The organism is Planctobacterium marinum, assembly GCF_020687805.1.
Taxonomy (GTDB): Bacteria; Pseudomonadota; Gammaproteobacteria; order Enterobacterales; family Alteromonadaceae; genus Planctobacterium; species Planctobacterium marinum.
In genome coordinates, this window is record NZ_JAJEWQ010000001.1 from 1,050,895 (window position 1) to 1,070,106 (window position 19,212).

Here is a 19,212-nt window from a genome sequence, read left to right on the forward strand (position 1 = left end):
CCAGCCACTTTTATTTAGATTACCGTAGTTAACTTAAGATTAACTGAAGTTTCACTTAAGTATTAGTTGTTAAGTTAACTTTAAGATTTTCCTAAGTGTTTCTTAAGTTTATCGCCTTAGCATCGCCGCAGTTTTGAATACTTGGAGTTTGTGGTGAGAGCATACCTCAATTGGCTAACCCCACTATTACGTTTTAGCCTTATATTGATTTTTATCTTTTCAATTGTTCGCATTGGTCTGGTAATTTGGCTAAATAACAGAATCAATATTTCTGACCTATTACCAATTCTAATCGGTGGAATGAGAGTAGATCTAAGCAGTTGGGGTTACTTGCTTATTCCTGCGGTATTAATTTTAATGCTGCGACTAATTTTCAATACTCGAAATCTGGACCGTATTTACGCAGTTTACTGCAGTATTGTCTTGATGTTAGTCGCCATTACTGAAACGGCAACACCATCGTTCATTGCACAATATGATGTAAGACCTAATCGACTATTCGTCGAATACCTGGAATTTCCCAGCGAAGTGTTTTCTATGCTGGTACACGGCCACTTGCTTTCGCTTATCATATCTTTAGTGGTGTGTTGTATTGTTACTGTCTTCAGTTTTAAATACATTAGTCGGGGTTTTACAACTAACAATGTACAAATCGTCAGTGATTATCAAATGGCGGGAACTTTGCTCGCTATACTACTACTGAGTCTGCTTGCTGCACGAGGCACGGTAGGTCACAGACCTCTTAATCCATCATTGGTGTACTTTGCTCAGGATGCTTTACTTAACTCATTGACACTCAATTCTTTGTACAGCGTTGCTTTTGCTATTAAGAATAGCAAAAACGAAAAAAGCAGCGCATCTCTTTATGGCAAACTACCAAAACAAGAAATTATTAAACAAGTCAGGCAAGCTGCACACCGTAAGAATTATCTTTCAGAGGAAATTCCTACATTATCAGTCAATTCACCTGTAGCTCAGTTCAACAACAAAAACCTGGTTGTGATTTTAGAAGAAAGTTTGGGTGCGCGATTTGTGGGTCATTTAGGTGGTAGTGGATTAACACCGGAGCTGGACAAGTTATACCGTCAGGGGTGGGGATTTACTAATATGTACGCCACCGGGACCCGTTCGGTAAGAGGCATAGAAGCGCTGACCACGGGTTTCATTCCTTCGCCTTCTCGCGCAGTTGTTAAACTTTCTAAATCACAAAAGCAATTCTTTACTATTGCATCAGCGCTGTCGAAACTGAATTACACAACGCAATTTGTGTACGGCGGAGAAAGTCATTTTGATAATATGAAAAGTTTTTTCCTGGGAAATGGCTTTACCAGCATTGTTGATTTTCATGACATAGACAACCCGAATTTTGTCTCCTCCTGGGGTGTCAGTGACGAGGACTTATTTATTCAGGCTAATATAGAGCTCAATAAACTACATGCGAAAGAAAAGCCGTTTTTCAGTTTGATTTTTACCTCCAGCAACCATGACCCTTTTTTAATCCCGCAAGGTAAAGTGTCATTACCCGACGGCTTTATAAGTGATAATCCTGATCGAGATTTGGCCATTAAATACGCTGACTATGCGCTTGGCCAATTTATCAACAATGCCAAAACACAAGAATATTGGCGAGATACTATCTTTCTGATCGTCGCGGATCACGATGTCCGAGTGTATGGTTCAGAACCTGTACCAATAAAATCATTCCATATTCCCGCTGTAATATTGAACAGCGAACAGGCACCGAATTCAGACTCCAGGTTGACAAGTCAGATAGATCTTCCTGTAACACTATTATCATTGCTTGGAGTGGATATTGCGACTCCGATGGTAGGTTTTGATCTAAATAAGCACTATCCGGTTGAACGTGCAATGATGCAATACTATGACAACTTCGCTTACCTGGAAAACAATCAGGCTGTTATTCTGATGCCGAACCAGCAGGTCAGCTTTTGGCAATACAATCCCGGTAACAAATCGCAAACGAAAGTGCCGCAAAGTCAGGGAAATGAAGATCTCAAAACTAAAGCATTAGCTCACGTATTATTTAGTACTCTCGCATACAGTGAGCACCGCTATCACCTTGCTGACCGCTAAAGCACTCAGATACCAGTTCCATTTATCTTTATTGAGACACCTATGAATATTCTTGTCGGGAAACCGTATCCGCTGCCCTATTTGACCTACTCAAAATTTGTAATGCTAGTCTCTGTTTATATTGTATTGCTGTTTAACGGACCATTTATATACAAGACGTATTCAGCAATTACACTAAATACAGAGACAATTAATTGGTTGTTCATGTTATCAATACCAATACTGTTAACGGCGTTAAGCGTAATTCTCATCAGTTGGTTATCGTTGATAACCTACGTCAAACCCGTTGCAGCTATCAGCGTAATACTCTCCGCAATACTGTTCTATGCAACAATAAACTACGGTGTAATATTCGACAAAAGCATGGTCCAGAATGTCGTTGAAACTAACACTGGTGAAGTACTTTCCTATTTGAGTTTAGAATTTTTTGTATTTTTGTGTTTACTGGGAATTTTGCCTTCGATATTTTTGTGCAGGCTTAAGATAATCGGCAACTTTAGAAATCGTTTGAAGAGTTTTTTAATTCTGAACCTGGTATCTATCTTTGTCTGCGGCGTTACAGCTGTGCCGTTTTATCAAGACTACGCATCAACGGGACGCAATCATAGAGATTTGACCAGCTATATCGTGCCTTTTGCTTTTTATACTGCAGGCTTTAAGTACTTACGTAACAACTACTTTTATCCGCCACTACCATTTCGTCTGTTGGATAGTCATCCCATCCGAAAATCCGGACCAGCCAAATCCATCACCTTGGTGGTTGTGGGAGAAACAGCAAGAGCAAAAAGTTTTTTCTATCAAGGATATCATCGCCAAACCAATCCTTACACCAGACAACTTAATGTGAAATATTTTTCAAAAGTTAAAGCCTGCGGCACTGCAACAGCCATTTCTGTACCCTGCATGTTTTCTCGACTTAATCGCCATAATTACGACGCTCGCATATCTCAAAGTCAGGAAAATGTTCTCGATATCATTCAACGGAGTGGTGTTGATGTGACCTGGATTGATAACAACAGCAGTTGCAAAGGTGTTTGTGCTCGGCTGAAGACGGTACAAATACCCCCAAACAGCGATAATCCTTTGTGTGATGGTCACTATTGCTTTGATGAAGTTTTAGTAAACAAACTCAAATCACTGCTTATTAGCTCAACATCAGCCCATCAACTTATTGTTTTGCACATGATTGGATCTCACGGTCCAACTTACTTCAGGAGATACCCTGCAGAAAAACGTCAATTTAATCCTGATTGTCCCCGCAGTGATATACAGAATTGTGAAACATCAACTCTGATAAACACTTACGATAATACTATTGTTTATACAGACTATGTATTGAGCAAATTAATACATACACTGGATTCCTTAAACGCAGAGCAAAAAACGTTTTTGTATATTTCTGATCATGGTGAGTCACTGGGGGAGAAAGGACTGTATTTACATGGCTTCCCCTATGCACTAGCTCCGGAAGAACAAACCCACATACCTATGATTTACTGGAGTAATCAGTTACAACAACCTGAGTTCAATAAATGTATTGGTCAATTGTCAAAATTACCCTACTCACATGACAATTTGTTTGACACATTGCTTGGCATAAGTTCGGTTGAAACTCCGACTTATATACCTGATTTGGATATTCTTAAACCCTGCACAATAAAATCATAAGAGAATCAAAATATGCAATTTGACAATATTAATAAACCGGTAGGCATTACCAGGTTAAAGTTAGCACTAAACAACTCTGTTAGCGCTATCAAATGGCTATTAAAGAATGAATCGGCATTTAAACAGGAAATAGTTCTTTTATTTTTTTCAATCACAATAGCAACAATGTGGTCAATTACTTTGTATGAAAGGTTAGCCCTTGTGATCTCGGTTCTTGGGGTGATCTTTGCTGAAATAGTGAATACTGCTATAGAAGCATGTATTGATAGAATAAGTCTGGATATTAATTCCTTATCGGGTTTAGCAAAAGATCTTGGATCAGCGGCAGTGTTTATCGCAATTACGATCTGTATCCTTGTTTGGGCTAGCATTCTGATAAGTAACCTGTACTGAAAATAAAACAGCCAATCACTTGATAAACTTAATCACCGTCAAAAAAATCTAAACAACAAATTATTTTCACAAATTAAGCCTTCACTAGAGATATAAAAAGGAAAATGGATAAGATAATATTAAACGTATTCAATACGTTACCAGCTCCATAACCGTGTAATATCAACAGGATAACCATTGCAAACAATTACAAAATCATCCTTTGACACTCAGCATACCGCCCTGATGGCAGGCATTGCACTGGGCTTTTTGTGCAGTGTCTTTTTGCTCGCCGGCGATCAGTACGGTCAGGTTAATATTTTAATTTTATTAGGTCTTTTTGTCGGGGTACCGGTATTGGGCGCTCTGCTGTCTATTTTGCCTCTTACCTTAAAAGAACCACTGGTAATAGAACAGTTAAAAACCCGGTTCGTGTTTCTACTTGGGAAGTCACCGGTTGGCGTCGATGATAAAGTCAGAAAACTGGTGGTCTTATACCATGGACAGTATGCCGGCGTCGGGCTGGCTGTAGGGAGTATTCTGGCTCTGCTGCTATTGCTGGTTTTTACCGATATGCACTTTGTCTGGCGCAGCACATTGCTGACACCGGAAGTTCTGCTCCCTTTATTAGAATTCATTGCGTTGCCCTGGTATTTTTGGGAGTCGGCACAACCCACAATGGCTTTACTGGCCTCTTCACAAGATTCAAGGTTACTCGTTCATACTGGTGAAGCTATGCCATTTTCTGACTGGTGGCCGTTTATCATGGCCTGCCAGCTTTGTTACGCACTTTTACTCCGGATTCTCATGATGGGGTATTTGCGTTTGCGCATTAAAAATGCCGTGGCAAAACCCAACCTCCGAGCTAATGTCGGTCCAACCGAGCAGATGCAGGCATCTTCGTCAAAGTGGACGAAAACACTGCCTCATGAGTTTACTGTCGTTAACTGGGCGGGGTTCTCTGCATCTGTGCTCGAGCAATTGTCGCCCCGGCTGCAACAACAACCGGTTATTAACGCCGGACCGCTGGCAGACGAAACCACTTCACTCTCTAAAGACAACATCAATCTTCTTGTTTTAGTGAAAGCCTGGGAACCGCCCCTTGAGGAGTTAAAAGATTATCTGGACGGTAACGCGGGCTTAATTTGCCCGGTGGAGCTACAAAGCGATGTTATCGCGCCACCAAAGCCGCAACACCTTGATGAGTGGCAGCGATTTGTCGCAACAACGCCTCAGTGGACACTTTATGTCGGAGATTTACACTCATGAGTAACCTATCAATACCGACATTCACCGTCGTTGGGCATCCCAATAAAGGTAAATCCAGTATCGTTGCCACCCTGGCCCAAACCGATCAGGTTGCCATCAGTCAGCGCAGCGGTACCACCGAACATGCGGATCGCTATGAAATCAATATGCCCAGCGGCAAACTGGTATTGGTGGATACGCCAGGGTTTCAAAGACCATTTAAAGCGCTGAAGTGGCTGGAAAGTCACGTCAAAGATGCCAGCGACAGGGCCAATACCGTTGCCATGTTCGTCGCATCACCTGAATGCCAGGCGGCATTTCCCGATGAGGTGCGATTACTCTCACCAGTAGTTGCAGGCTCCGCCATCATCTACGTGGTGGACGGCTCAAGGCCCTATGGTCCGGAATACGAATTCGAGATGGAAATATTAAGGTGGAGCGGTCAGCCCAGAATGGCGCTGATCAATCCCATCGAAAATGAAATGTACATAGAGCAATGGCAAAACGCGCTGGGCCAATACTTTAACTCAGTAAAAGTATTCAACCCTATGACAGCGGAATTTGACAAGCAAAATGCGCTATTCAGAACCTTTGCCCACCTGAATGAAAATTGGCAGGAGCAACTGAATAACATCAGCAACGACCTGCAAACCAGACGACAAAATCAATTACTGCATAGCGCCAGTATTCTGGAGCAATTGTTGCGGGACGTGTGCAGTTACAGCGTGGCACAAAAAGTCTTGTCTAAATCGCAAGCCAACACCCTAGCACTACCACTAAAACTGCAATTTGAGCAATGGATAAAACAGCGTGAGCAGGACGCCTTTAATCAGGTGTTATCGGTATACCAACACCAAAACACCGCACTGTCCGGCGATGAACTAACCTTTCCACCCAATCTGTTTGAGGTGGAACAATGGTATCTTTGGGGTCTGAACAAACAACAATTAATAGCCGCCACAGCACTAACCGGCGCCATGGGTGGCGCCACTTTGGACATAGTCACAGGTGGAAGTTCTTTGATGTTAGGTGCGCTGGGTGGTGGTGCAGTCGGTGCCTTTGGCGCAGCGATATTCCCCAATAAAATCGCCAGTATGAAAATAAAAGGCTTAAAAACCGGCGGTTGGAATGCATCCCATGGCCCCATGAAAAACGCCAACTTCCCCTACGTGATCCTTGGCCGCTTTTTATATTTCCACAAACAGGTTTGCAATCTCAACCACGCCAATCGCAGTGCCCTTTCCCTGTCCTCTCAGGATTTTCAGAAGATGGTGAGCAACATGGAAAGCGACCTGAAAAAATCCCTCAACGTTGCATGCGACAAACTGGTAAAGCAGCGACCACCAAAAGATTTAAGAGCGATTCTGACCCAGGTGATGAAGGCGTTTTAGCCGGAAAAACTGGTTTGCGAACTGTCCCGGTGAAAAACGTGCAACGAATTTGTGTTAACTCAACTCAACGGTAGCTTTTTGAGCGTTCTTTTTACCATCTTTCATATCAGTGACCTTGTAGACTGCTCCATTTTTATCGTATGTCGTCCACTCACCAACCTGGAAACCATTATCGAAACTACCTGAACGCATCCTTGTCCCATCTTTCCTATACCACTCCCAGTAGCCGACCGGAGTGTTACCTATCACCTGCCCCTTCGCCCAAAGCGATCCGTCTTTGTGACATTGTATAAATTCTTGTGGTGTTTCTTTACTCATCACTGATTTCGCCAAAAATTAGACTTTCACCTTACCGTCAATTAATACACTCATTGAGCCCGATAGTTATAGAGCCAAGCTATACCAGGCTAATACCAGTCAGTGTATAACCTTAACATAACACCCCTTTTAAAATGGTTAAATAACGCATCACGGTTCTGTTCGAAGTACGTTCATTGACGGTCTTCTAGATTCTCCGAATGAGGCTTATATTGACTCACGTCAGGGCTAAATGAGGGATGAAGGTGAACGCCCTTTCGAAAAAGCACCATCAAAGTACTGAGTACTCAATCTGACACCATCAGCTGTTTTTTACTCCTGCATGTTCGGCATTCAAAGCAACCTGGTGGCTCAAATAAAACTAGGGCTAAATAGCCCTGGTTGTTGAATTTAAACTTCAGTGAATCTTTATACAACCGATGCCGGTAGTTCACTCACCAGCCAACCGATAACCGTTAAGGCTCCGGCGTACATCAAAATACCGGCGTAGTTTGCCATCAGAGTTAACGCAATCAGCGGGAGTACCAGACTCCAGGCTAACCATTTTCTGGCCTGGACTGGCACCTGAATATCTACCCTGCGTTTAACATCTGATTTTTCAAATAGCTGTCTTCGTCTGGGGTCTGAGTGAGCCAACAACATCACAATCACAATGGCAAAGATAATAAAAGGTAATGTTTGTATCAGGTGATTCATGACATGGCCTCCTGTTGGTCCGCCAGCGTCTCTTCCTGAGCCGTATGTTTTTCGTTGCTGGCTTTCGCCCGATATAACCCAAACACGCACCAGGCACCACAAAACAGCATCGTCAGATCAATAAACAACATCGCTATCATGTCGTTTTGTGCCGCTTGCAGCCAGCCCACATCCGAGGTGACATAGCGAAACAGTGGCAACAACAAACAGAACAGGCCATTGGCTGCCAGCAGCAAGTTTTTCAGGGTATTCACATTTTTAATCAGCAGTGATACGAGCGTTATAACACCGGCGGCAATAACAAAAGATACCGGCGTCCAGAAACTTTGATTGAGGGCCAAACCGCCACTGATAAAAAAGCCAATAGCGCTGCTAAGGGAGCACAAAGGCAGCCCGTAAAAGCCCCAGACACAAAAACGACTAAACCAACGCCAGTCTGTTTCGGATTTTTCATTGCGGTAGGCGTATAACTGCAGGCCGGTCACGGTCACATAACAGGAGGCCACGCCTAAACTGATCCAGATGATTTTAGAAATCAACCCCGCAAAGGTTCCAAAATGAATGGGATAAATCAGAGACATTATGGCGCTGCCCGCAGAGGGTACTGTACCTACCTGAGGTTTGTATTCTTCAAACTCGCCATTGGTGCCGTTGTACACCAACTGTTCAAAACCGACGCCCCCTTCATTAGGCATAAAAAAGGTAAGCAGGCTGGCCGATTCGGTGCCCCAGTGAGACGCCACCACAAAAATAGGCGCAATGGACTCCCGCTGTGCGGAATCCGCCACCATAGTATTAATATTGGCAGACGCTAACGGTGCTTCGCTTTTTTCCTGCTGTTCGCCGACCAGGGTATGCATCATAGCTTCCTGATCACCGCCAAAGGCCACTACCGCCATGGCCGGTAAACCAAAGGCTGTCGCGAAACTGAAGAAGCTACCGGTAAAGGCCAGTAATATCGCAAACGGTATGCTCCAGGTTCCGGCCACAGTATGGGAATCTCGTTTCAGCGCTTTGCCGTCTCGTTGTTTGCGAATAGAGAACATGTCAGTAAACAAGTGACGGTGCATCATAAAACCAGATACCGCCGCAATCAGCATGGCCAGTCCGAGAATACCGGTAAGCAGTAATCCCCAGGGTGGCGGAATATGTAATTCTGTGTGAATTGCCACTAAGAACCGGCTAAGGGCGTTGCTGTCATCCTGTGCGTAGAGTTCGGAACTGAATCCCTCTTGCTGCAACACCACCTCACCTTGCGGATCGACAATGTATTGAATGCCATATTCGTCCATGTCACCGGATGGATTCTGGCGATGGGTATGAAAGAAATACACCAGTTGCTGGCGATGATTTTCATAGATGGAAATCTCTTCATGGTATTCAGCCGGTGTCTTTTCGGTTAGCCCTTTGATGGTGCCATCCAGATCACTGCTCAACATCAGATTGATGTGGTGATTGCTGTTAGACCATTCGCCGATTTCGTCTGAAACCACCGCCACAGTGCCGGTAAAGATTACCGCGTATAACAACATCCCCAGCACAATGCCCGACCAGGAATGTAGACTTAAAAGCGCTTTGGCTTTGGAACGAATCTCTGTGTTTTTATCAGTCATTTATGCACCCCAAAATTGCAACGCTAAAACAACGCTGTTCACCAGGAACAGCGCCAGCATAATCCATCCGGCTTTCGCTAACTTGTCGGTCAGATAAGTGTAGAAAAACAACGCCGACCAGATAAGTGGAAACATTACTAATGGCATCACGATGTTATTAACTTTGCCGGCACCCGGTGGGAACCAGGCAGCCATAGCCAACATGACAACCAATGCCACTACCAGCGTCACGGGTCCTGTGAGCCAGAAACGTTTACTGGCAAGGAAGGAATTAGATATAGAACTCAAAGCGTTTTCCTGGTCATTGCAATTGCTCTGGCTGTTGCGTGTTATCCACGACAAACTGAAAGCGATTACATTTGATTGATTAACTTTGCCCTAAGTTTACTAGATTGACGAAAAACTGAAAGTATTAATGAGAAGCATTATTAATTTTAATACGAGGATGTATTAAAACAGTGGTTGGCCTGGGCGTCGTTTGAAATATTCGGCGGGTCTCGCTCCGGAATGAGGTGGAACTTGGCAACTCAAACCGGAGCGAGACATACAGTGCTTAAGGAGACCCGTAAAAACCCTAAACACTGCCTACCGAACGCTTTACAATGTTGGCGATTAATAATCCCAACGCAATGTCAGACTGTAGTTGGTCGGGGAACCATAAAAACCCTGATCAGTACGCACAGAATTGATGTACTGCTCGTCCGTTATGTTTTCAAGGTTTAAAGCCAGTGCGATTTGTTCATTAAACTGATAACGCACGTAGCCACCTAATAGTCCGTAACTGTCCTGTGTTATACGGCCATACGCGGTATCGTTATATATTTCACTTTGCCATCTGACAGAAATACCGGCGTGCAGCTTTTCTTCCCATTGAGGCGAATAATCGGCCAATAGCTTGATGGTTCTGCGCGGAATAAAGGTTCTGGCTTCGTCGCCATTTTCATCATCCATAGTCAGCACGGTAAAACCACCCTGCAACGTCCATTCCTTATTCATCTTTCCGGAGAACTCTAACTCAAAACCATTAGAGTCAACGGTTACACCGCGATACAGGGCGTAGTTAAAGTCATCAGAATAATCGTCATCATCAATACCGTCGCCATCGCCATATTCAATGAATTCATACAAGTTTTCTTGTTCTGTTCTGAATACCGCTAAACTCACCAGGAAGTTATTATCGAAACGCTTCTTAAGGCCCATTTCATAACTGCGCCCTTCTGCCGAACCCAGTGGCTGTAAATCTTCGTTCAGGTAGTACTGAGGTTGATAAATATCACTGTAACTACCGTACAGGTTAAGATCTTCCATCACTTCCCAGGTAAAACCCAGGTATGGGCTGCTGCCGTCTTCTGTGGTAGACGTAGACGCGCCCCATGACTCACCTTCGTTTTCGTAATCAACGAAGCTGGCCCCAACGACTAATTCAAAGGCTTCGGTAACAGCCAGTTGCATAGCACCGTAAAAACGATTGAGGGAAATATCGGTAAATCCGGCTTCATAAGCTGGAGCCCATGCAGGTCTGGCAACTTCAGTGCCATTCCAACCAGGTAATCCAGGCATCACGTCAAAGCCGCTTAACGCGCCAAAGTCCATATCACTGGTTTCTGCGTCGGCTAAACTGACTCCCAGATTAAAAGTGTGCTCCAGTCCCCAGGCCATAAAGCTACCCTGCAGATTGTTATCCCAAATCAGGGTGTCTTCATCAGAGGTAAATTTACCCGGATAACCCAGCATACCTAAGCCTGTGTCAGCATCCAATCCGGTGTTGTAATAGGTGTAAAATAGTTCAGACTGATCTTCGTATTTAATGTGATTGACTTTACTGGTGTACTGTAAATCGTCGGTGATATACCAGCTCAGTTCGGCAAATGCGGTTTTATTCAGGGTATCCCAATAGGTCCAGTCCATTGCCGTTGTGGTGGCAACAGAAAAATCCGTTTGAGTACCGTCAGCATAAATTAATGGAATAGCACCCCAGGTTACACCATCGCTGTTGTTGTCCTGATGAGAATAGCCAAAGGTAATTGTTACATCGTCACTTAACTGTCCATCAACAACACCGTAAAAAACAGAGCGGTTGTTTGCATAGTGATCCAGCCAACTTTCTTTGTCCTGATGTACGACTACTGCACGTGCTGCCCAGCTACCAGATTCAGTCAGTGGCGTTGAAACATCGACAACAGCGCGTACATTTGACCAGCGACCTACAGTCAAATCAATACTGGCCTGAGTATCATTTCCAGGGCGCTTTCTGACATAGTTAACAGTACCGGATGGATTGCCTAATCCAGTAATAAGGCCATTTGAACCACGGATAAATTCCACTTTTTCATACATGGCGGTATCCAGATCACCAACAAAAATATCGCCAAACGGGATACCAGCACCATCAACATGCATACTGGTGATGTCAAAACCTCTGGCATTGAAATAGGTACGATCAGTTTCAGTGGAATCAACATTGATACCGGTTACATTTTTGAACAGGCTATTGATATCCGTCAGGTTATAGTCAGCGATGGTCTCGCCTTCCAGGATTGACAACGATTGCGGGGTATCGAAGCTATCCAGACCTAAACCTGTTGCACCTGAGCTAATACGTTGAATTCGGCTTTCTACAATGCGGATGCGTTCAATGCTTTTTTCTGCGTCTGCAGCAGTTTGCGCTTGAGTCGAATCGGTTGTTTGTGCTTCAAGGCTGAATGCCAACATAATTGGCGACAGTGCGAAAAAGTGCTTTTTAGTCATTCGGTTCTCTATAAATTGCGTGTGTTTATGTAAACGCCTACATTATAAATAGAGAAACAAACATTTCAATTGATAATTATTCGTATTTGCGTATTTATTTGCGTTATTTTTGTTTTTACTGTTATTTATCCAATAATTTACAGTCTAAAAAATGCATAGGCTAAAAATACACCCGGGATTCGGACAATCCCCTTTGTGGTCAATATAAAGCGAACTGAATTGAATTGAATTGAATTGAGAGACAAGTGTAGAAACTAAAAAACCACCTGCCGAAACAGGTGGTTTGATAAATTACATTGAGTGAAGGTTAATCCAGATATTCAATGCGCAGATTGTCCAGTACCACGGTACCGCCACTTTCTGTGCGCAGCTGAATAAAGGAGTTTGCGGTTGCCACCGGTCCTTCTACGGTTAAGGTTCCCAAACTTAATTCGGTAATTAGCGTCTGGTAGAATTTAGAACCGCCGCCCAGATGAGACTTACTGCTGCTACTGGTGTTGTTGTCCACATAGATCTGGAAGTTGTTGTCGGCATCCGGATCTAAAGTACTAACGACATCCACCACTATTCGGTACGGCTGGCTTAAATCAAAGACACCACTTACTGACGTGTCATCAGCAGACGTGTCTGTACCCGGATTGCTTTCGCCCAGGGTAAAGCGCGCACTGGTGAGCGATATCTCGCCATTTTCCAGTACTATGCCGCTGCCGCCGCCGGTAACGTTGTACAGTGGTGCACTGCTGTCTTCCGGTAATGATTTATAGTCGGCGCTGAAAAAGCTGTCTTTATCTGCCGCACTAAAGTCCTCAGCAAACGGCAGGCTAACGTCAGTCGCTTCACCGTTGCCTTCACCTTCACCACCGCCCTGCTCTATTGCCGGGATTTCCAGGCCAGACTGGTCGATTTTACCAACACCGGCATTGTTAATTACCTTGTTCTTCACCACATCAGCGGGATCCAACTGGTAATCGTAAGGCACTTCATAACTACTGGTTGGTTCGGCATCAGGTCCGGCACTCACGTCTCCGTCAGCCGGAGTTGACCAGACAACACCATCACCAAACAGGTTGCCAGAAGTATTCCAGTAACCAATTTGCTCAGAATAGAAGGATACGATGGGGTTTTTGGTATTTTCAAATACGTTATTTTGTATCTGTAATTCCGCTCCCATGCGCGAGTTCATACCGGATGAAGAGATGTTGTTATAGTAGTTGTTATACAAATGACCATAACCAAATCTGAACAGTGGTAAACGCGACTCGATATTCTCGAAGCGATTGTGATGGAAGGTAATAAAACGCTCAGTGTTACTGGTATCGTTATCCGTATGACCGTGCAACGAACCTTTCCAGTGATCGTGCAGGTAGTTGTAAGAAATGGTGATATAGCGCGCACCTGATTTGCTGTCGATCAGACCATCGTAATAGTCCTTATCAACATCCAGGGTGCTGTATAACTCGTTGTGATCAATCCAGATACGACTGGTGGTGGAGCCATCGTCATCGCCTTCAATGGAAATGGCATCTTTGCCGCCTGTCAACACATGATGAATTTTCAGGTTCTGAATAATGATGTTGTTGGCACGACGGATGGAAATGCCAATACCATCAAACTCACCTCTGTCAGCCACACCGATAATTGAAACGTTGTCCATATCTTTGATTTCGATAGAACGTCCCGAGCCACCGCTGTTGGCGTCAGTAATCGTGCCATCTACATAGATCGTCACCGGTACATTGGCGGCACTGGCAGTATCCAGCGCATTGATTAAAGACAGGCCGTTATCTACGGTAACCACAGTGCCACCGGCACCACCTGTTACCTCGAAGTTATAACCTGCGAAGCCCAGGTCTGTCAGGTCTTCTTCAATCGTTGGAGCTTCCACCGCAGAAGGTGTCCAGCCTGCGCCGCTGTCGTAGCCGGCAAATACCGCAGCCCGGGTGCTAAAGGCAACCGCTTCGTCCTGAGTCAGTATGTAGCCACCAGCTCGGGCAGAGAGATCCAGTGGGTTACCCTCTAAATCCATACTGCCATACTCACGCCAGCCGGCATTAGCAGTGGCAGGGTCCGGATTCGGTGCAGGTTGACCATTAATACCATTGTAGGCCCAGCCCACGCCCGCAATGTGTGGCCCGAACTTATTGTTGATCAGGGTCACGTTATCAAAGTAGTTGCTGTTACCGCCACTGCGCGCGATGTAAGTAGAATCATCTAACACCAGGTTACCTAATGGACCAGGGCCAGAGGTAAATTCACTGTTCAGGAACACAAACCCCGGATCATCGGCATTTTGAACACGAGCCTGCAATACATAGCCACCAGGGCTATCTTCATCGGCACCGTATTTAGAATCACCAATGCTACGGATCTCACTTTCTTCAAATAATGCAGCTGTGGCATAACCCCAGATAAAGTCCACATTACCTGCCACCAATGAGTTGTAGAACCAGGCATAACCTTTTAACAGTAGCGTATCTTGCTCACTGTAGAAGTTCATGTTGTTGGCTGTCAGACGACCAGTACTATTGAAATATATGGTTTCCGCCTGATTAGAGTTGACGTTATCCCGAATATGACTGTTTTTCAGGGTAAAGTTGTTGAGCAACAGGTTGTCGGCACCTTCCACTAAGAAGACGCTACGGCCTCCTCCTGGCGTGCCAGTGCTCAGCGGCTCGCTGCCACCTGTGCCGCCATTAAAGGACTCATAGTTGTCGTAATACACCAGGCTGGCTGCGCGATCTTCACCCTGAATGGTGAGATTGTTTTTGTTGCGCAGGTACAGAAGTTCGTTGTATTGGCCGGATTTAATGGTAATGGTGGCAGCGTCATCTCTGCCCACATGTTGCATAACGTAGTTCAGTGCACCCTGTACGGTTCTGAAGTCTGCGTTACCGTCATCATCCACGGTAATATCTGTACCGGCAGGCGCAATTTCTTTGGTGCTGAATTGCCAACCCGTATTGGCGCCCAGACCGGTAAAATCGGCACCGTTTAAGGTGGTGCCGGTAACCACACCTTCACCGATAGCCACATAATAATCACTGTTGTAATCCAGTGCAGCTGTGTGCAGTTTAACGGTTAAGGTGTTGCCGCTTATCGTCAGCGGACGATAGTTAACGCGGCGCACGCGATCCTGGCCCTGATAACCGATGTTATCAATTTCGCCGCCAAGAGAAATCACATCAACAATACTGTTGTCACTGGCAGCATACACTCTGACCTCGCCTACCTCACCCAGAGTAGGTGGGCTGTCGAAGGTGATGCTCAGGCTGGTATCAATATACGCGTTTTGCGTGTTGATCACCGGGGATACACGGCTGCTGATATCACCATATTCAGAAACCGGCATAACAAAGCCTTCTTCGACGCTGACGTCAATAGTTTTACGCAAACTATCGTCAGAGCCACTGACAAAGGTCACTGTGGCCGTACCAGCGCCAACCGGCGTTAAAATAACATTGCTGGCGTCAACGGTAACACTGACTACGGCACTGTCAGATGAGGTTGCGCTAAAGCTGTCTTCGGTGACACCGTCATTTTGCACCGCAGTTACATAAACATACAGAGGGTCACTGGTGGTGGTGGTTTGCCATTCGGGTGACTTGTAGTCCAGCGTCAGCTGAACCGGCTTAACGGTGGGGTCGCCAACTTTGATATCGTCGATTTCAAAGGAGCGGTTGTTGGTAAACATACCAATCAAACCTTTCGCCGTGTAACTGCTGTCAGCCACAGAGCCCATTTCTTCGCCGTCTAAATACACGGTTAACAGATCACCTTGCAGGTCAAAACGAACGCGATACCACACACCGTCAGTACCATCCTGTGTACCCAGGATAAGCGGCGTAGATGCCTGCACCGGTCTGCTGATGGAGCCATCAGTGCTGATGGCCACTTCAGCGCGGGTACTGCTAGTAGAATTCTGCAGATTTAAACCGCCACCGTACCAATTACCTTCACTGTCGTAGCGTCCTAACAGATACAGTTGTTTGTTCGCCGTGGTGCTATTTTGTCTGGGACGAATGCGCGCTTCGATAAAATAATCAGCGGTATCCGGTATGGATGCCATCGCAGCATCCGTCAGGCGGATAATTTCACCACCGGCACTGCCTGCGGTATAGCGCAATACGGTATTGCTGTCGTCTTCGACTGTATCCCATTGGCCCACTGCACCATCAGTGTTATCAGCAGTGGCTAACAGTTCCCAGTTAGACAAATCACCCAGAGCAAAATCATCACAGAAATACAGCGATGGTTCATCGTCACAGGAAAAGATCGACGGACCAGTTTCCAGCGGTTCATATTCAATGGCCAGGTTATCAATCACGACCGTGCCGCCGCTTTCCGTGCGCAGTTGCAGGAAAGATGAAGCCGTAGCTTCCAGGCCTTCAATCACAATTCTTTCGCCCACTGGCATCTCATTGATCAGGATCTGATAAAACTTAGACGCAGAGCCGTGAATGGATTTACCACTGCTGCTGGTATTGTTGTCCACATACAGTTGGAAATGATTGTCGCCATCCGGGTCGTCAGCGCTGATCAAGTCAAAGCTCACCTTGTACGGACGACTCAGGTCATAGATACCGGTTGTGCTGGTATCATCTGCTGACGTTTCGGTGTCTGGGGTGCGATTCCCCCAACTGAATCTGGCGCTGCTGATACTCAGTTGCCCGTCTGTAATGGTTAAACCACTACCACCGCCAGTGACAGAGTAAAGTGCGGTACTGGCATCATCCGGAATAGACTTGTATTCAGGTGTGAAGAATAACTCCGTAGAAGTTTCAAAATCTTCGTCTGCCAGAACTAAAGCATCAATATATTCAATGCGCAGATTATTGATAATCACCACACCACCGCTTTCAGTGCGCAGTTGTAAGAAGGAGTTTTGGGTTGCCAATAAGCCTTCTACTTCCAGTGTAGTGCCAGGCTCAAGCGTATTGATCAGCTCACTGTAAAATTTGGAGGCACTGCCATGAATAGACTTACCACTGCTGCTGGTGTTGTTGTCCACATAAATCTGGAAGTTGTTGTTTCCTTCCGGATCACTGACATAAACAATATCCATCACCACTTTATATGGGCGACTCAGATCCAGTACCCCTGAGGTAGTTTGATCTTCTGCACTGGTTTCCACATCCGGAGTACTGTTACCTATGGTGAAACGTCCGGAGTCAATCTGTAATCCGTCTTCCACCACGCTCACAGAGCCACCGGTACGGGTGTACATAGGTAAGGTTTCACCTTGTGCATTGGTCAGAGAATCGAATTCCTCAGAGAAGATATCCGCAGTTACGCCGACAAAATCGTAGTTCAGCGGTAAATTGCTGTTTGGAATTTCCGGTTGCTCTGGTTCTGTGGGTTCTTCCGGCTCTTCAGGTTCTTCCGGGATTTCGACATCCACAGAATCTGCAACCGTTTCAATCTTCAGGTTATCAATGGTAATGCGACCACTGCTGTCGGTACGCAGCTGGAAGAATGAATTAGTAATGCTGGTATCTAAAATCCGGGCATCAGGATCATCAGCCGGTAAGCCGGAAACATCGCTGCCTGGTTCATAGGTATACACGAATCGCTGGCCCTGAGGCAGATTTTCATCATTGATACTCAGGCCATAGAACTTGGATGCGTCACCATGTACTGAATTGCCCTGACTGGTGGTGTTGTTGTCAACATACATGTTGAAGCTGCCGCCACCGTTATGGGAAATCACGTCAAAACTGATGGTAAAACCCTGGCTGATATTATAAATACCTGTGCCAAAAGTATCTGAACCACTGGTAGACTGACCGGGATCTGCAGCCGCGTTACCAATGGTAAAGCGCGCGCCTTCCAGAGTTAACTGCCCCAACTCGGCATCCAGTAACGGGCTACCGCCGGTTTTAAAATACAATGGCCCACTGTTGGGATCATCACTCAGGCGTTTGTAACCAGAAGAGAAAAATGTGGTGGTATCGGTATCAAACTCTTCCAGCAATGCCGGTTCTACCGAGTTCGCCAGTTCTTCCAACGCTGCCAGTTCAATTTCTGCCTGTTCCTGAGACACCACCAGCAGATTGTCTTTCGCATCATCGGCGGCATCACAAGCGGCGACTAAGGACGTTAGCGCGCCAGCGCTGTCGTCTTCAAAACACAGGCTATAAACCTGATTCACCGTATTAAAGGAGCGCGAAATCAGATAAACAGTTTCATCAGCTGCGGTGAGTGCCAGAGCTCTGCGGCCAAAGTCAAAATTGTACTCACCCGCTACATCGGCCTCGTCTGAGCTGTAGATAAAGCTGCCACTCAGTCCATCATCACCAGATGGCGTGAAGGTAATGGATGCCAGTACGGGTGTATTGCCATCCAGAAATGCATGAAATAAGGTGCCGGAAATCACATCCGCATTAAACGCATTGGTCAGCAATGTGCCGTATTCAGTTTCCAGGTATTCTACGAAATGCAATATTGCCGCATCATAATCGACCAGAGTATCGCTGCCACCACCGGCAGCCGGCAACCAGGCTTCCACGTCTGCGGCAAATTCGTCTGCCGGACGATTAAAGAAATCGGCCACGGTTTGACCATCCTGCAACAGCATTTGCGCGGCATCGGCAGCGCTGTCGCTGATGCTAATGCCGTTAGAAGGATCACCGTCGGTGTCCAGCGCCTGCAACAACCGCAAGGTATTAACCACAGGTTGATTGAACACGTTATCCGTGCCGAACATATCCAGTGGGGTTAATACTGCTGACGCAGGTACACCGGGAAAGCTTAACTCCCCGATTGAAAAGGTAATAAAGTCACCTCTGAAATAGGAAAACTCACCATTTGCGGTGGTGCTTCCATTTTGAAATGACTCAGAGTTATAGCTAATTCCCTGAACCGGGCTATCTACAAACACACCGGTCAAAGCGGGAGCCGGTGCTTCTTTTACATTAATGGTTTCGTCATAACCACAGCTGGTTGCTATCAAACCACCTGCGATCAGGACTGCATTGCGGAGTTTCATGTCTTCTCCTTAAAAAGGTTTTGCGTGAATTCCGGAGTGCGCTGCATGAGGCCACACTCCGTTTTTACTTAATTCTGTA

The 19,212-nt window shown here is 45.6% G+C and carries 11 protein-coding genes; 5 read left to right on the top strand and 6 right to left on the bottom strand.

The window, feature by feature from the left end; genetic code table 11:
• Positions 1 to 357: 357 nt before the first annotated feature.
• The 5 genes from LJ740_RS04725 (at position 358) to LJ740_RS04745 (ending at position 6,773) form a co-directional block, all read left to right on the top strand.
• The gene (locus LJ740_RS04725) at positions 358 to 2,094 is read left to right on the top strand and encodes an LTA synthase family protein (protein WP_229527890.1); all 1,737 of its coding nucleotides are present in this window, start codon (positions 358 to 360) and stop codon (positions 2,092 to 2,094) included.
• Positions 2,095 to 2,136: 42 nt separating this feature from the next.
• Positions 2,137 to 3,762, top strand: a complete 1,626-nt coding sequence (locus tag LJ740_RS04730; RefSeq protein ID WP_229527891.1) for a phosphoethanolamine transferase — start codon at positions 2,137 to 2,139, stop codon at positions 3,760 to 3,762.
• Between the two features lie 12 nt (positions 3,763 to 3,774).
• Positions 3,775 to 4,155, top strand: coding sequence for a diacylglycerol kinase (locus LJ740_RS04735; protein ID WP_229527892.1), 381 nt, complete (start codon positions 3,775 to 3,777; stop codon positions 4,153 to 4,155).
• 177 nt (positions 4,156 to 4,332) lie between these two features.
• Positions 4,333 to 5,403 (top strand): DUF2868 domain-containing protein, encoded by a 1,071-nt coding sequence (locus LJ740_RS04740; RefSeq protein WP_229527893.1) that lies wholly within the window; start codon positions 4,333 to 4,335, stop codon positions 5,401 to 5,403.
• Complete coding sequence (locus LJ740_RS04745) at positions 5,400 to 6,773, top strand: GTPase/DUF3482 domain-containing protein (RefSeq protein WP_229527894.1); 1,374 nt, start codon at positions 5,400 to 5,402, stop codon at positions 6,771 to 6,773. Before LJ740_RS04740 ends, LJ740_RS04745 begins: the two co-directional genes overlap by 4 nt.
• Before the next feature lie 54 nt (positions 6,774 to 6,827).
• On the opposite strand, the gene LJ740_RS04750 is transcribed toward LJ740_RS04745, so the two are convergent.
• The 6 genes from LJ740_RS04750 to LJ740_RS04775 all read right to left on the bottom strand — a co-directional run bounded on the left by LJ740_RS04750 (position 6,828) and on the right by LJ740_RS04775 (position 19,133).
• Positions 6,828 to 7,091, bottom strand: a complete 264-nt coding sequence (locus tag LJ740_RS04750; RefSeq protein WP_229527895.1) for a toxin-antitoxin system YwqK family antitoxin — start codon at positions 7,089 to 7,091, stop codon at positions 6,828 to 6,830.
• A 408-nt stretch (positions 7,092 to 7,499) separates the two neighbouring features.
• Complete coding sequence (locus LJ740_RS04755; protein ID WP_229527896.1) at positions 7,500 to 7,787, bottom strand: hypothetical protein; 288 nt, start codon at positions 7,785 to 7,787, stop codon at positions 7,500 to 7,502.
• The gene (locus tag LJ740_RS04760; protein WP_229527897.1) at positions 7,784 to 9,400 is read right to left on the bottom strand and encodes a PepSY-associated TM helix domain-containing protein; all 1,617 of its coding nucleotides are present in this window, start codon (positions 9,398 to 9,400) and stop codon (positions 7,784 to 7,786) included. The genes LJ740_RS04755 and LJ740_RS04760 overlap by 4 nt, the downstream gene beginning before the upstream one ends.
• Positions 9,401 to 9,688, bottom strand: coding sequence for a hypothetical protein (locus LJ740_RS04765; protein WP_229527898.1), 288 nt, complete (start codon positions 9,686 to 9,688; stop codon positions 9,401 to 9,403). It abuts the gene before it with no gap.
• A 324-nt stretch (positions 9,689 to 10,012) separates the two neighbouring features.
• Complete coding sequence (locus tag LJ740_RS04770; protein WP_229527899.1) at positions 10,013 to 12,148, bottom strand: TonB-dependent siderophore receptor; 2,136 nt, start codon at positions 12,146 to 12,148, stop codon at positions 10,013 to 10,015.
• A 307-nt stretch (positions 12,149 to 12,455) separates the two neighbouring features.
• The gene (locus LJ740_RS04775; protein ID WP_229527900.1) at positions 12,456 to 19,133 is read right to left on the bottom strand and encodes a pectinesterase family protein; all 6,678 of its coding nucleotides are present in this window, start codon (positions 19,131 to 19,133) and stop codon (positions 12,456 to 12,458) included.
• Positions 19,134 to 19,212 lie beyond the last annotated feature (79 nt).